This window comes from Pseudarthrobacter sp. NS4, assembly GCF_024758005.1.
Lineage (GTDB): Bacteria > Actinomycetota > Actinomycetes > Actinomycetales > Micrococcaceae > Arthrobacter.
Window position 1 is genome coordinate 1,256,940 of record NZ_CP103288.1, and the last position, 14,330, is coordinate 1,271,269.

The window sequence follows — 14,330 nt, forward strand, 5'->3', positions numbered from 1 at the left end:
ACCGTTAGGTTTCTTCAAGCAGGGTCTGCCTTCGGGCAGGCCCTGCTTTTGTTAACCCGCCTGTGCTGAAATGTTCGGGCAGCAACAGCCCTTCCCTCAGTCGTTCTTACTCGGGCGACAGCACGTTGAGGCCAGCCTCGACGGCTGCCGCGAGGAGTTCGACGTCGTACGCCACCAACAGGTCCGACTGCAGCCGAATCGCGGTGGCCAGATGGATCGCATCTGCGCTTCTAAGCCCGCCCGGCAGGGCGGCGGCGTACATGAGGTCTTGCCGTGCGACGTCAATCAAATTTATCCCCGACAGCACTGCGGTAACGCCCGCACTGGGAATTCCGCGCCGGTGTGCTGCGCAATGCAACTCGGTGTACAGCAGCATCGAAGCTACCAGTTGATCACCGCGTGAAGCGGCGCCTGACAAGTATTCGGCAGCACTGGGTGATTGTGGTTCATCGATCAGGAGTTTGAGGACAGCTGAAGTGTCCACATAAACGATCAACGGTCTCCGCGGAGGTCACGAAGGATTTCGTCTGTGCTGATATCTGAGGAAACCCTGGCGACCGTCCGGAAGTCGACCGGACTGCTGCTGGCAGGCCGTACCTGACCTGCCAGCAGCAGGAGTTCAAAGGGGGAAAGCCCCGGAGGAACGAGGATGGCTGCCACCTGGCCGTTGTTGGTGACGTCGATGGTTTCGCCGTTCTTGACCCGCTCGAGTATCTGGCTGCTGTGATTACGCAGCTCACGGTGGGGAATGGTTGTCATTGCTACCTCCGTAGCAAGCGTAGCAACGGTGGTTACCGGAAGGAAGGCCGTTAGCCCAGCCCCATCGCGCTCCGGACCTCGTCCAGGATGTGGTGCATGGCCCGTTCTGCCACCACGGTATCCCCGCGGGCAACAGCCGCGGCAACGTCCTCATGCGCCTGCAGTGCTTCGTTCCGCGGCCTGAACGGCATCAGCCCCTGCTGCGTCCGGCTGGTGAGCACCTCGGCCACCATGCCCTCCAGCGCCTGGAACATCTCATTGCCGCAGGCCCGAAGCAGCAGCTGGTGGAACGCAATGTCCGCTGCGAGGAAACCCTGCAGGTCTCCTGCCTCACCCAACCGCCGCAGCTCGGCACCCAGTGCCACCAGCTGCGCCCGTTCCGCCGCACTGGCCCGGCGCGCGGCCCCTGCTGCGGCAATGGGTTCGACGGCGATGCGCAGCTCGGTCAGGCTGCCGTACTGGATTTCCCGCCGGTCCGAGGCGAGGCGCCACCGCACCAGCTTGGGATCAAAAACGTTCCACAGGCCCGGCTCCTGCACCACGATGCCCACCCGCCGGCGTGAATAGACCAGGTTCATCGATTCCAGGACCTTCATGGTGTCCCGCGCAACAGTCCGGGAAATCCCGTATTCCTGCTGCAGCCCCTCAAGGGTCAGCCTGCTCCCGGGCGGGAGGTCCCCGGACGCGATGGCTACGCCAACCGCCTCCAGAACGCGCTCGTGCATCGCGGGGGAGGCCCCGCCGTCGTGCGCGTTATCCGCGTCCCGTACTGTCGCCGTCGACATTTTTCGCCGCCTCTCTTCGCGCCGAAGCGCCCTTCTAGGATAGGCGAATATTTCCAAAGGTATGACTTATGACATGGGAAGATAGTATCTGTGCATTCAAAAGGTGATACCTTATGGCGTAGCCCACTTCACCGTGGGCTCGCAGCGAGCTTCTTCGAAAGCCAAAGACGTCTTCTCCGGAGGTAAGAACATGCAGTATCCACCCACGCACCTTGTGGTGATGGGCGTTGCCGGGTCCGGCAAATCCACCCTCGCGGCAGCCCTGTCCCGGCAGCTGGGGTGGGCCTGCGCCGAGGCCGACGAGTTCCACCCGGAAGCCAACATCGTTAAGATGACGCAGGGCATTCCCCTGCAGGACGGGGACCGCTGGCCCTGGCTCGGGGAAATCCGCAACTGGATGACCGGGCAGGCCCAGGCCGGCTGCAGCACCGTCCTCACCTGCTCCGCCCTCAAGAAAAGCTACCGCCGTCTCCTCTCCGAGGCCGAAGGCCGCGTCCTCTTCCTCCACCTCGACGGCGGAGCGGACCTGATCAGCCAGCGCATGCAGGGCCGCGAGGGCCACTTCATGCCACCCACCCTGCTTCCGAGCCAGCTGGCCACCCTCGAACCGCTCAGCCAGGAGGAGCGCGACGCCGGCAGCCTCCGCCTGGACATCTCCCGCCCGCCCGAGGAGCTGGTGGCCGCCGTCGTGGAGGCCCTGAAGCTTCCCGCCGGCCAGCCGCCCTGCGAGCCCTAAGCACCCCCCTTAATCCCCAATATCAGTTCTGTTTCAAAGGAGAACCATGACCATCGAAGGATGGACCCAGACGCTGGGAGCAGGCCCCCTGCTGCTCATCGCCGCAGCCGCGATCGTCGCCCTGCTGTTCCTGATCATCAAGCTGCGCGTGCACGCCCTGGTCGCCCTGATCCTGATCAGCCTCGCCACCGCCTTCGCCACCGGCATCCCCGCCAACCAGGTGGTCCCGGTCCTGATCAACGGCTTCGGCACAACCCTTGGCACCGTTGCGCTCCTGGTGGGCCTGGGCGCCATGCTCGGCCGCATCGTGGAAACCAGCGGCGGCGCCAAGGTGCTGGCCGACTACCTCATCGGCGTCTTCGGTGAGAAGCGCGCCCCGTTCGCGCTGGGCCTGGCCTCGCTGATCTTCGGGTTCCCCATCTTCTTCGACGCCGGCCTGGTGGTCATGCTGCCGGTCGTCTTCGCCGTCGCACACCGCCTGGGCGGGGGAGTGCTCCGCTATGGCCTGCCCGCCGCCGGCGCGTTCTCCGTGATGCACATCTTCCTGCCGCCGCACCCGGGCCCGGTATCCGCCTCCGCGTTCTTTGACGCCAACATCGGCCTGGTGACCATCGCAGGCATCATCGTCGCCATCCCCACCTGGTACGTCACCTGCTACCTGTACGGCCTCTACACCGGCAAGAAACTGGTCCTGCCCGTGCCGGAAATCCTGGGCCACGCCACGGCGGAAGCCGAATCGAACCCGCCGCGCTTCCGCACCGTTGTAGGCCTGCTGCTCCTGCCCCTGGCCCTGATCTTCATGAACACCGGCCTGAACACCCTTGCATCCTCCGGAGTGCTGGCCGAAGACACCAGGGACGAGCAGTGGTTCCAGGTCCTGCGGACCATCGGCGAAACCCCGGTGGCCCTGCTGATCGCCGTGCTGGTGGCCATGTTCGTCCTGGGAGCCAAGCGCGGCAAGGACGCCGGCGCGCTGGAAAAGCTGCTGGAGTCCTCCCTCGGCCCGGTCTGCTCCGTCATCCTGATCACCGGCGCAGGCGGCATGTTCGGCGGCGTGCTCCGCACCTCCGGCATCGGCACTGCACTTGCCGACGTCCTGGGCAACCTGGGCATCCCGCTCATCCTGGCCGGCTTCCTGATCTCCTCCATCCTCCGTATCGCCCAGGGCTCCGCCACTGTGGCCCTCACCACCACCGCAGGCCTGATCGCCCCGGCCGTGGCTACCGCCGGACTGAACGGGATGCAGGTGGCCGCCATGGTCCTCGCAGTCGCGGCCGGCTCCGTGGTGGTCTCGCACGTCAACGACTCCGGCTTCTGGCTGGTGGGCCGCTTCTTCGGCATGGACGTCAAGACCACGCTGAAGACGTGGACCGTCATGGAAACCCTGATCGGTGTCATGGGCTTCGCCATTGCCGCGGTCATCTTCCTCCTCGCCGGGCTGGCGGGGTAGCTTTCTCCTGATTCACGACGGCGGGGCGGCGGGTGGGAACACCGGCCGCCCCGCCGTCGTTGTGCCAGAGTCACCCCACCGGGAACCAACCGACCAAAGGACACCCCTTGACCCAACGCACCATCGTGATCACCGGCGCCAGCGACGGCATCGGCGCAGCAGCTGCACGGACGCTGAGCGAGGCAGGGGAACAGGTGGTTGTCGTCGGCCGGTCCGAGGAGAAGACGCGCGCCATCGCCAAGGAACTCAACGTCGACTACTTCGTGGCCGACTTTGCCGAGCTGGACCAGGTCCGCACCCTCGCCGCGCAGCTGGAGTCCGACTATCCGCGCATCGACGTCCTCGCCAACAACGCCGGCGGCATCATGGGCAAACACCAGCTCACGGTGGACGGCAACGAGTCAACGTTCCAGATCAACCACCTGGCTCCGTTCCTCCTCACCATGCTGCTGATGGACACCCTTACCGCCAGCAAGGCCAAGGTCATCAACACCGCCAGCGCCGCCAACGGCATCGGCAAGCTGGACCTGTTCGACCTCAACTCCGAGCACACCTACTCCACCAACCGCGCCTACGGCACGGGCAAGCTCGCCAACATCCTCTTCACCTCTGAACTCCACCGCCGCTACGGCGACAAGGGAATTGCGACGGCGGCGTTCCACCCGGGCGTGGTCCGCACCAATTTCGCGGCCGAGTCCACCAGCCCGTTCCGGCACGCCTACAAGACCTTGCTGAACCGGTTCATGCTCACCCCGGACCAGGGTGCCGACACCCTGCTCTGGCTTATCAATGGCACCCCCGGCGCCGACTGGTTCTCCGGCGCCTACTACGCCAAGCGTGCCCTGGCCAAGGCGAACCCGCAGGCGTACGACGCCGAGCTGGCCCGCGGCCTGTGGGAAAAGAGTGAAGAGCTGGCCCGCACCAAGCAGGGCTGACCCGGAATGCGTCACTTTTGGGCCCACCGTGCGGAGGGCGCCCTGCCGTTCCGGGGCTCCAGGCGTTAGCGCTGCCCATAAGTTCCGCATTTGCGTCGCATGGCCCGGCTTTCAGCAGCCCAACCTGGCCAGCGCTTCGCCGATGATGCGCGCACCCTCCGGATAGGCGCCAGGGTTGGGCCCGGAGTAGTTGAGCCTGACGAACGGCCCCGCGGGCTCGGCCGGGAACCACTCGGTCCCGGCGGCAATCATCACCCCGGCGTCCTCGCAGTCCCGTGCCAGCCTCGGCAGGTCCGTCCCGTCCGGCATGCGCAGCCACAGGTTCAGCCCGCCTTTGGGCAGCAGCTCTATATGGGCTTGCGGAATATGCTCCCGGACGCTGGTAACGAGCAGATCGCGGCGCGACTGGAGCTGCTGGCGCAGGCTGCGCAGGTGCGTTTGCCATCCTGGCTGCGTCACGACATCCAACGCCGCGGCCTGCAGCAGTCCGCTGACATACATCGACTCTGCTGCCCGCTGGGCCAGGATCCGTTCCCGCGCCGGACCCCTGGCGATGACGGCGGCGATGCGGATCGCGGTGGACACGCTCTTGGTCAGCGAACGGGTGTAGATGACGTGGCCGGAATCGTCCCTCGTGGCCACGGGCACCGGGTCCGAGGTGATGCCGAAGTCGTGCGCCCAGTCGTCCTCCACCAGGAACGCGCCGTGAGCACGCACTACGTCAAGGACCTCATCGCCCCGCCCGGGAGCCCATTGCGCGCCGGTGGGGTTCGCGTAGTTGGGCTGCGCATAAAACGCCCGTGCTCCGGTTTCCTGGAAGGCGCGCGCCAGCCCCGCTGGATCAGGTCCTTCCGGCCCGCTGGGTACCGGGACCACCCGGACGCCGGTCTGCGCCGCGGCCAGGATGGCGCCCCAATAGGTGGGTGACTCCATCAGCAGCGTCTGGCCCGCGCCTACCAGCGCCCGGAAGATCGAGCTGAGCCCACTCTGGCTTCCGGGCAGGACAATCACGTCACTCGGGGTCGGGGGAGTGACTCCGGCGGGTGTGGCCGAACCCAATTCCTGCGCGAACCACTGCTGCAGCTCCGGCATGCCGGCGGCGGGCGGCCGGGACAGGGCAGCGTCACCGCGGGCGGCCCGGGTGAGGGCTGCGCGGACCAGGCGTTCAGGCAGGAGTTCACGGTCCGGGTACCCGGAGTGGAATGCGATGACGTTGTTGGGCACGTCGCGCATGGTGCCGGAAGCGGAGGGAAGGGCCGACGGCGGTGCCCCCAGCGCCGCCGTCTGCCAGCCGTAATCGGCGGGCCGCGCCGTCCGGACCGCCCGCACGAACGTCCCCACGCCGGGCCGGCTCTCGATCAGGCCCTGCGCGGCCAAGGTCTGCAGCGCCTTCTGCACCGTCACCGGGCTCGCCTGGTACTCGGCCACCAAGGACCGGGTGGAGGGAAGCCGCGCGCCGGGAGCAGCTGCGGAGATCCACTGCCTCAGTGCCAAAACGATGCGTGAACTGCTATCGTTGTTCATGAAAGAACATAGTAGCGCTACTATCGCTGAACAGCCAGCGATACTGCCCCGGCCAGCCGCCGGAATCTGGTGGGGACTCCTGGGAGTAGCAGCCTTTTCCTTTACCGTTCCCTTCACGCGCGTAGCGGTTGCCGGCCTGTCTCCACTGTTCATCGGCTCCGGCCGGGCCGTCATAGCAGCAATCCTCGCCGCCGCAGCCCTCTCGCTCACCCGGCAGCGGCTGCCGTCCGCCCGCATCCGGGCGCGGCTTGCCCTCGTGGCCGGGGGCGTCGTCGTCGGCTTTCCGCTACTGACCTCCTACGCCCTCACTGCCGTTCCGGCCGGGCACGGGGCCGTGGTGATCGCACTCCTGCCCGCTGCTACGGCGACGGCAGCCGTGCTTCGCACCCGGGAACGTCCGCCGGCCGCCTTCTGGGTGGTCATGGTGCTCGGTTCTCTGGCCGCGACGACGTTTGCCTTCCTGCAGTCGGGCGGATTCGGGCACCTTCACTGGGCTGACCTCTTGCTGCTGGGCGCCGTCGCCTGCGCTGCCGTCGGCTACGCGGAGGGCGGCCTGCTGGCGAGGGAGCTCGGCTCGTGGCAGACCATCGCTTGGGCCCTCGTCCTCGCCTCGCCTCTAATGCTGGCCCTGACGGTGCTCTCGATCGCCAACCAGCCGCCGTCGGCCACGCCCGCCCAGTGGGCCGCCTTCGCCTACCTTGCCGTTGTCAGCATGTTCCTCGGCTTCTTCGCCTGGTACCGCGGCCTGGCCATCGGCCCCATTCCACAGGTCAGCCAGCTCCAGCTCCTCCAGCCGGTCCTCAGCATCTGCTGGGCCGCACTCCTGCTGGGCGAGGCGCTCACCTGGACCACCATCATCGGCGGCCTGGCCGTGATTGCCTGCGCCGGTGCCGCCGTCCGGGTCCGGCTGCGCCGGCCCGCCCTGACCTCCTGACCATCCCGAAAGGACCACGCCATGTACATTCCAGCCCACTTCGCCGCCGATTCCGACGCCGTCCACCGCCTGCTCACCGGGCCTGCTGCAGCCAACCTGGTCACCATGACCGCAGGCGGAGTGCAGGCGACGCTCCTGCCCTTCGTTTATGAGGCTTCCGTGGGGGAGCACGGCGCGCTGCACGCACACGCCGCGCGGAACAACCCGCAGTTTTCCGGCGCCCCGATCGGCGAAGCACTGGCCATGATCGAGGGACCCGATGCCTACATCTCGCCGTCCTGGTACCCATCCAAGGCGGGGCACGGCCGCGTGGTTCCCACCTGGAACTACTCCACCGCCCACGTGTACGGCGAACTGAGGATCCATGACGACGCCGGCTGGCTGGGGCGGCACGTCCGGCGCCTGACCGGGCTGCACGAGTCAGGGCAGGAGCACCCGTGGTCAGTTGATGACGCGCCCGCCGGGTTCATTGCCGGACAGCTGCGCGCCATCGTCGGCGTCGAGCTGGTGATCTCGCGGATCGAGGCGAAGGAGAAGCTGAGCCAGAACCGCTCAGCGGCGGACGCCGAAGGAGTGGTCAGGGGCCTTAGGGCCAGCGGACAGGAAGACAGTGCGGCGGCCGTGGAGCGTAACAGGCGTGCAATATAAGCATGGCTTCATGTGTTTGATGACGGAAATTCAGCGGCCGTGCTACTTTCAGCACTGTCGACGTGCATTTCTTCGTTTCCCGGGACCGGGACCAGGGGAGCTGCGCGCGCCCCCATCGCACCGATCACCCCCATACTGGAGACGCCCGTGGAACCCTCAGGACCGCTCACGCTGGATAAGCACTCAGCAAGTGTGGCAACGCCACAACGGGAGGAGTCAGGGCTCCGCCGGTCCATGGGCCCGCGCCACCTGGTGATGATCGCCATGGGCGGTGTCATCGGCTCCGGCCTGTTCCTCAGCTCCGGCTACACCATTTCCCAGGCCGGTCCGCTCGGCGCCGTGATCGCCTACCTGGTGGGCGCCTTCGTGGTGTACCTGGTCATGGCCTGCCTCGGCGAACTCGCCATCGCCTACCCGGTGTCCGGCGCGTTCCACATCTACGCCGCCCGCTCCATCGGCCCCGCCACCGGATTCGCCACCGCCTGGCTGTACTGGCTGTGCTGGGCCGTGGCCATCGGCTCGGAGTTCACCGCCTCCGGCCTGCTCATGCAGCGCTGGTTCCCGGACGTTGAGGTCTGGGTCTGGTGCCTGGTGTTCGCCGCGGTCCTCTTCGGCTTCAACGCAGTGTCCTCCAAGTTCTTCGGCGAGTCCGAATTCTGGTTCGCCATCGTGAAAGTGGCCGCCATCATCGGCCTCATCGTCCTGGGCGGCGCCGCCTTGTTCGGTTTTCGCCCGCTCGGCGGCGGGGGCGGGCACCCGTTCCTCTTCGAGAACTTCGCCACCGAGGCCGGCCTGTTCCCCAACGGCTTCACCGGCGTCCTGGTCACAGTCCTCGCGGTCTTCTACGCCTTCTCCGGCTCCGAACTCATCGGCGTGGCAGCCGGCGAAACCAAGGACCCCGCCACCAGCATTCCCAAGGCGATGCGCACCACCGTGATCCGCCTGCTCATCTTCTTCGTGGGTGCCATCGCCGTCATCGCCGCCACCATCCCGTACACCGAGGTGGGCCTGGACGAAAGCCCGTTCGTCACGGTCTTCTCAGCCATCGGCCTGCCGTCCGCCGCCGACATCATGAACTTCGTCATCATCACCGCCCTCCTGTCCGCCGGCAACAGCGGACTCTTCTCCTGCGCCCGCATGCTCTACTCCCTCGCCGACGAAGGCCACGCACCCCGCGCCTTCAAAAAGCTGACCCGCCGCGGCATCCCCATGATCGCGCTCTCCGTAAGCATGGTGGGCGGCGTCGCATCGCTGATCAGCAGCGTGGTTGCCCCGGAAACGGTCTACATGGTCCTGGTGTCCGTTGCGGGCTTCGCCGTGGTGGGGGTGTGGATGTCCATCACCGCCTCGCACTTCTTCCACCGCCGCGCCTTCGTCCGCGACGGCGGCGACATCGCCACCCTGGCCTACAAGGCGCCGCTGTTCCCGCTGGTGCCCATCCTGGCGTTCACGCTCTGCGTTGTCTCCCTGATCGGCATCGCCCTCGACCCCACCCAGGCCGCCGCGCTCTACTTCGGCATCCCCTTCGTGGCCGCCTGCTACATCTGGTTCCACTTCCGGCACGGACGCAAGGCTGTGCCCGCCACGTAACGCGGACGACGGCGGCTGCCGGATTAGGTGCGCCGGGCACCTTCCCGGACGGTCGCCGTCGTTCTTTCCAGGAACTCTTCCTGCCCTTCGGAGGGGGAAGGGCCGTGGAAGAATGGGGCGAGGTTACCGGCCGGGAGGGGCAAATACGCGTGGATTCGTCCGCTGAGGCGTCGTCGATGGCGCAGGGGCTCCGCATTGTGCGGCTGGTGGCCGACCGGGAGAAACGGGGCCGCCAACTGCTGGGCGTTTCCCAACTGGCCGCCGAGCTGGACATGGAACAAAGCCGCGTCTCCCGGCTGACCCAGGAACTGTGCGACCTCGGGCTGCTCGAGCGGATGGACCGCGGCCCGTTCCGGACCGGCCGGCGCTTCTTCAGCCTCGCCGCCTCTTTGAACACCGGCTGGGTCCGGGAGGCTAAGACCGAACTTGAGGCGCTGGTGGCCTCGCTGGGGCTGCGCGCAAGGCTCTCGGTCCGGGACGGCTACCGTGTGATATTGGTGCGCAGCTCAAGCAACGATGCAGTTCCTGGAAGCTTCGTGAAGCCGGGCATGGTGACGCCGGTGTGGTGCACGGGCGCGGGCCGGGCGTTGCTGTGGGACCACGACCGCACGGCCCTCGATGCCCTGCTCCAGGACGTGAACTACATCGGCATCGGCGGCCCGGGTGCTGCCCATTCCACCGATGAGGTCTGGGGCCTGATGGTCCGGGACCGTGCCGCAGGGTTCATTGCCGCTGCTGAAGAATTCGAGCACAACGTGGTGGAACTCGCGGTGCCCGTCCGGGACGCCGGCGGTGCCATCCTTGCCTCGCTCAGCGTGCTGGGAAGCCGGGCCGAGGCCGGGTCCGGCGCCGAAGCCGCCTCCGCGGCGCTCACCCGTGCCGCGGAGCGGCTGGGATCCTTCCAGGCGCCGGGCTAGTCCCGCGGCTGGTAGCCGAGCCTGGACTCGAGCCACTCTCCCTGTGCCACCAGCGCCGCCGCGCACGCTTCCCGGCGCGGTTCCAGCCGTTCCTTGATGCCGACGATCTGCAGCGCCGCCACCACGTCGCCCTTGAAGTCCCGGACGGGGACGGCCAGCGAATAGAGCCCGGGTTCGGCTTCCTCGTCAACGACTGAGTAACCCCGCGCCCGCGCAGCCTGGCGGCGGGCCAGGAAGTCATCAACGTCCGTGGGTGTGTTGGGGCCGTGGCGCACGAAGGCCACAGCCGCGAAGACGGTGCGCACTTCTGCCTCCGATGCCTCCCACAGCACTGCCTGCCCGGCATCGCTGCAATAGGCGGGGTAGGGCCGGCCCAGCCAGGAGCCAACCAGGTTGCTGCTGGCCGGAACGCTTTCACCGATGGTCACCGTGCTGTCGCCATGGAGGACCCCAAGGAAGCAGGCCTCGTCAGCTTCACGGGCCAGGTCATCCAATGCGGTGGCACCGTCGGACTGCAGCCGGCGTTCCGTCAGCAACTGCGCATCCGTGAGAATTGACCAGTCCAGGGCGTAGGTGCGCCGGCTGGTGCGGGTAAGGAAGCCCTCCTGCTCAGCGGTGCGCAGGTTGCGCGACACCTGGCTGCGGTCCTTGCCCAGGTCCACGGCGATGTCAGCCACTGTTCCACCGGGATGTCCCGCTGCATGGCGTGCACCTACAGCAAGGACGGCCATGATTCCGCGGCCCATGCTGGAAGTCTTTGACATGGAGTTGAGTCTAGTGGAGCCGCTTTCCTGTTCCTGGCCCTGCCCGGCACCCTGCGCGCAGGTTCAGCAGATGGCAAACACCCTTGCCGGGAAGCCGCTTCCGCCCAGCGGCTTGGCCCACGTTGCGACGACGGCGGCGCCCGCTTCCGGAAGCCCGTCCAGGTTGGCCAGCAGTTCAATCTGCCAGCGGTCCTGTTCCAGGACATAGGTCTCCAGGCTGAAGTCCTGCCGCGACGTTGCGAGGCCCGGGTCTGTGTCCGTCTGCTCGTGGCCTACCGCCGAAACTGAGCGCTCATTGATCAGGAAGGCCAGCACCTCAAGTGACCAGCCGGGCGTGTGGCTCAACCCGGCACTGTCACGGTTGGCCATGGCGTCCGGGTCCGGCCAGCGGCGGCTCCAGCCGGTACGCAACGCCACGAAGGCGCCCGCCGGGATGGTGCCGTTCCGGCTTTCCCAGTCCTTCACGTCCTGCAGGCTGGGCGTGGCATCCGGGTCGCCGGCCACCCGCGAGGTGATGTCCAGGACCACCAGCGGAAGGACCATCTCCTCCACCGGGATCTGGTCCAGTGTCCTGCCGCCGCGGATGAAGTGGGAGGGCGGGTCCACATGGGTTCCCCATTGGCCAACGATCGTGTACCGGTGGGCGGTGAACCCGTCACCCTTCTCCAAATCGAAGAGTGCTTCGCGTTCCTCATCCGGGAAGGCGGCGAAGTGTGGCTGGCCCGGGTGGAAGGCGTGCGTCAGGTCAACGAACTGCCTGCCTGCGAGCACGGACTGCAGGCCCTCCCACAGGGAGGCGGTGGTGGTGGCGTCCGTCATGATGCAGCAGCTCCTTGGGGTGCCAGCGCGCTGCTGGAAACACTGATGGGTCCGGTCAGTTCAATGACCGGGACTTCCCACGGGTGGATGTCCACGATCTGTCGCATGAAGCGTTCCACGGCGGCGTCTTCCAGCGAGGCATCGAAGTAGGTAGTGAACACGAACGTTGGGGAGAGGGTCTGTTCCCCCACGCGGCCCAGTGTGGGGTGGGCGCCTTCGGCGCTGGTGAACCCTTCGAAGCCAAGTCCGGACTCGAACACGTGCTTGTAGTTGCCAAAGTCGCCCAGTTCGCGGAACTGTGTGAGGGCTTGCAGCAGGTTGGCGATGCCCGGATCGTCCCGGAAGGCATCCGCTTCGCCTTTTGCCAGCTGCGCAAAGGTGGTGCCGCTGATGGGCCAGTGCACGCGCAGCTTGCGTACCGGGTGCAGTTGAACGTCCAAGAACCTGTCCTCTTTCCTCCCGCCGGGCTGACGGTTGCCTGCCATCGTGACAGAAAGAAATAATCATTACAAGCATAAGTAGATGCGTATGATGACTAGCATGCCTTCACATGCGCCGCTGTCGTCCTTGCTGGAATCCGGGGAGCACCTGTCCGCCGACGGTGCCCTGGCCACCGAGCTCGAGGCACGGGGCTGCAATCTCGACGATCCCCTGTGGTCCGCGAAGGTCCTGCTCGAACAGCCCCAGGTGATCAAGGACGTCCATCGCGACTACTTCGCGGCGGGCGCCAGGATTGCCACCACCGCCAGCTACCAGGCCACACCCCAGGGGTTTGCGCCGCGGGGGATGAGTGAGCAGGAAGCGCTGGGGCTGGTTGCGCTATCAGTCCGGCTGGCGGCCGAGGCCCGCCGCGAACACATGTTTCTTGCGCCCGACGCCGGGCCTTTGCTGATTGCCGGCTCCGTTGGCCCGTACGGTGCGTACCTGGCGGACGGCTCCGAATACCGCGGGGACTACGTCCTGACACCCGCCGAATTCCGGGACTTCCATCGTCCCCGGATTGCCGCGCTGGTGGAGGCCGGCGCCGACTTCCTCGCGTGCGAAACGCTGCCGTCATTTGCCGAGGCCGAGGCGCTGCTGGCACTCACCCGCGAATACGACGTCGAATCCTGGTTCTCCTTCTCGCTGCGGGATGGCGCACACATCAGTGACGGCACCCCGCTCGAGGCCGTGGCCGGACTCTTCGACGCGCAGCCCCTGGTGGCCGCGATCGGCGTGAACTGCGTGCCGCTGCACCTTGTCGCGCCCGCGCTCGCGTCGCTGCACCAGGTTAGTGACAAACCGCTGGTGGCGTACCCCAACTCCGGTGAAACCTACGATCCCGTGACCAAGACGTGGGGACCTGCCACAGTGCAGGGAAGCACCGGCCCGGGCCCAGCCGACGCCAACAATGGCGCCCGGCCCGGCAGCCTTGCCGGGGGAACCGCGACCTGGCGGGAACTCGGTGCGCGGATCATCGGCGGCTGCTGCCGGACGACACCCGGTGACATCGCCGCCGTCGAACGCGTTCTTTCCCCCACCCAATAAGGCCAAGGGGAGCCGCAGTCCGGCCAACACTGTCCTAACCGGACTGCTGGTCGCCGTCCTCCCCGCTCTGTTCTTCCGCCTTCTCCTTGGCTTCCTGCTGGTGCTGTTCCAGCTTCGCTTCGGCATCCCTGCGGCGGTACCCGATGGCCCGTGCCTGCTCCGGTGTGGGATGGCGGTGCTCCCGTTCCCAGGCGTGGTCATTGACGCCGGTGGTGGGGGCAACCCCGTCCGGCTCGTGACTGTTTTCACCCATTAAGGGATCGTTTCACAGCCGGGCCGCAGATAGAAGCACAGGACCCACCCTTGGCGAAAGAGGGGGGCGCATGGCCCGCCGGCTTAGCCCTCCAGCCGCCCGTACGTGCTGATCACGTTGCCCTTGCTCGTGCGCGTCTGGTCCTGGAGCACCAGCCTGGTTGTCGGGTCGCCGTCCTCGAACAGGCGGCGGCCGGTTCCTGCCACCACGGGATGTGTCATCAGGGTCAGCGAGTCCAGGAGCCCGGCAAACAGCAGCTGCCGGGTCACGGAGATGCTTCCGCACACGGCGATCTCGCCACCGTCGCGCTCCTTCAGCCTGGCCACGAACTCCTCCAGCGGAGCGTCCATGATCTGCGAGTTCTGCCATTCCAGCGGGTCGGTGAGCGTCCGCGAGGCCACGTACTTTTCCACCGGGTTGATGAAGGCGGCGAAGTCCTCGTCCACTGATGCATTCGGCCAGTAGCCGGCCCACTCCTGGTAGCTCACCCGGCCCAGCACCACGGTGTCCACCATTTCCATCATTCGGGTCATCCCTTCGCCGAGTTCGTCGTCAAAGCTGTCGAACTGGAATTTGTACGGATCCGACACCACGCCGTCAACGGAATGGAACAAGCCAGCGGTTACTTTGCGCATTCAAAGCCTCCTGGAAAACGAGTGGACAAAACAACCGTATCGGGGCGCCCGGGG

The 14,330-nt window shown here is 66.8% G+C and carries 17 protein-coding genes; 8 read left to right on the top strand and 9 right to left on the bottom strand.

The genetic code is table 11. The features are described from left to right. Nucleotides 1-106: 106 nt before the first annotated feature. The 3 genes from NXY83_RS05925 to NXY83_RS05935 are packed head-to-tail and all read right to left on the bottom strand — an operon-like array spanning nucleotide 107 to nucleotide 1,544. Nucleotides 107-484, bottom strand: coding sequence for a type II toxin-antitoxin system VapC family toxin (locus NXY83_RS05925; RefSeq protein WP_258805157.1), 378 nt, complete (start codon nucleotides 482-484; stop codon nucleotides 107-109). A gap of 8 nt (nucleotides 485-492) precedes the next feature. Next, complete coding sequence (locus NXY83_RS05930) at nucleotides 493-759, bottom strand: type II toxin-antitoxin system Phd/YefM family antitoxin (RefSeq protein ID WP_258805158.1); 267 nt, start codon at nucleotides 757-759, stop codon at nucleotides 493-495. A 50-nt stretch (nucleotides 760-809) separates the two neighbouring features. Beyond that, a complete protein-coding gene (locus tag NXY83_RS05935) occupies nucleotides 810-1,544 on the bottom strand; it encodes a FadR/GntR family transcriptional regulator (protein WP_258805159.1) in 735 nt (244 codons plus the stop codon). A gap of 190 nt (nucleotides 1,545-1,734) precedes the next feature. Between NXY83_RS05935 and NXY83_RS05940 the strand changes: the two genes are divergently transcribed. The 3 genes from NXY83_RS05940 (at nucleotide 1,735) to NXY83_RS05950 (ending at nucleotide 4,665) form a co-directional block, all read left to right on the top strand. Further along, entirely contained in the window at nucleotides 1,735-2,280 is a 546-nt protein-coding gene (locus NXY83_RS05940; protein ID WP_258805160.1) for a gluconokinase, read from the top strand. A 46-nt stretch (nucleotides 2,281-2,326) separates the two neighbouring features. Then, nucleotides 2,327-3,730, top strand: coding sequence for a GntP family permease (locus NXY83_RS05945; RefSeq protein ID WP_258805161.1), 1,404 nt, complete (start codon nucleotides 2,327-2,329; stop codon nucleotides 3,728-3,730). 107 nt (nucleotides 3,731-3,837) lie between these two features. Further along, entirely contained in the window at nucleotides 3,838-4,665 is an 828-nt protein-coding gene (locus NXY83_RS05950) for an SDR family NAD(P)-dependent oxidoreductase (protein ID WP_258805162.1), read from the top strand. A gap of 111 nt (nucleotides 4,666-4,776) precedes the next feature. Here the strand turns inward: NXY83_RS05950 and NXY83_RS05955 are convergent, their stop codons facing one another. Continuing rightward, nucleotides 4,777-6,189 (bottom strand): PLP-dependent aminotransferase family protein, encoded by a 1,413-nt coding sequence (locus NXY83_RS05955; protein ID WP_258805163.1) that lies wholly within the window; start codon nucleotides 6,187-6,189, stop codon nucleotides 4,777-4,779. Between NXY83_RS05955 and NXY83_RS05960 the strand changes: the two genes are divergently transcribed. From NXY83_RS05960 to NXY83_RS05975, 4 genes are all read left to right on the top strand, one after another. After that, nucleotides 6,188-7,123, top strand: a complete 936-nt coding sequence (locus NXY83_RS05960) for a DMT family transporter (RefSeq protein WP_258805164.1) — start codon at nucleotides 6,188-6,190, stop codon at nucleotides 7,121-7,123. The genes NXY83_RS05955 and NXY83_RS05960 overlap by 2 nt on opposite strands. Before the next feature lie 21 nt (nucleotides 7,124-7,144). Next, the gene (locus tag NXY83_RS05965; RefSeq protein WP_258805165.1) at nucleotides 7,145-7,771 is read left to right on the top strand and encodes an FMN-binding negative transcriptional regulator; all 627 of its coding nucleotides are present in this window, start codon (nucleotides 7,145-7,147) and stop codon (nucleotides 7,769-7,771) included. A gap of 147 nt (nucleotides 7,772-7,918) precedes the next feature. Continuing rightward, a complete protein-coding gene (locus NXY83_RS05970; RefSeq protein ID WP_397427565.1) occupies nucleotides 7,919-9,361 on the top strand; it encodes an amino acid permease in 1,443 nt (480 codons plus the stop codon). A gap of 149 nt (nucleotides 9,362-9,510) precedes the next feature. Further along, nucleotides 9,511-10,278 (top strand): IclR family transcriptional regulator, encoded by a 768-nt coding sequence (locus NXY83_RS05975; RefSeq protein WP_258806081.1) that lies wholly within the window; start codon nucleotides 9,511-9,513, stop codon nucleotides 10,276-10,278. Here the strand turns inward: NXY83_RS05975 and NXY83_RS05980 are convergent. The 3 genes from NXY83_RS05980 to NXY83_RS05990 form a co-directional block, all read right to left on the bottom strand. Continuing rightward, nucleotides 10,275-11,042 carry an IclR family transcriptional regulator gene (locus NXY83_RS05980; protein WP_258805166.1) on the bottom strand — a complete coding sequence of 256 codons (768 nt, stop codon included), beginning with the start codon at nucleotides 11,040-11,042 and terminating at the stop codon, nucleotides 10,275-10,277. The genes NXY83_RS05975 and NXY83_RS05980 overlap by 4 nt on opposite strands. A 63-nt stretch (nucleotides 11,043-11,105) precedes the next feature. Next, nucleotides 11,106-11,861: a cyclase family protein gene (locus NXY83_RS05985; RefSeq protein WP_258805167.1), complete on the bottom strand. Its 756-nt coding sequence runs from the start codon at nucleotides 11,859-11,861 to the stop codon at nucleotides 11,106-11,108. After that, on the bottom strand, nucleotides 11,858-12,346 hold the full coding sequence (locus NXY83_RS05990; RefSeq protein WP_258805168.1) for a hypothetical protein: 489 nt from the start codon (nucleotides 12,344-12,346) through the stop codon (nucleotides 11,858-11,860). The genes NXY83_RS05985 and NXY83_RS05990 overlap by 4 nt, the downstream gene beginning before the upstream one ends. 55 nt (nucleotides 12,347-12,401) lie before the next feature. On the opposite strand from NXY83_RS05990, the gene mmuM reads away from it, so the two are divergent. Then, entirely contained in the window at nucleotides 12,402-13,388 is a 987-nt protein-coding gene (gene mmuM / locus NXY83_RS05995) for a homocysteine S-methyltransferase (RefSeq protein WP_258805169.1), read from the top strand. Between the two features lie 34 nt (nucleotides 13,389-13,422). On the opposite strand, the gene NXY83_RS06000 is transcribed toward mmuM, so the two are convergent. Together NXY83_RS06000 and NXY83_RS06005 are read right to left on the bottom strand one after the other, a co-directional pair. Then, entirely contained in the window at nucleotides 13,423-13,641 is a 219-nt protein-coding gene (locus tag NXY83_RS06000) for a hypothetical protein (RefSeq protein WP_258805170.1), read from the bottom strand. 83 nt (nucleotides 13,642-13,724) lie between these two features. Next, a complete protein-coding gene (locus tag NXY83_RS06005) occupies nucleotides 13,725-14,276 on the bottom strand; it encodes a dihydrofolate reductase family protein (RefSeq protein WP_258805171.1) in 552 nt (183 codons plus the stop codon). Nucleotides 14,277-14,330: the final 54 nt, after the last annotated feature.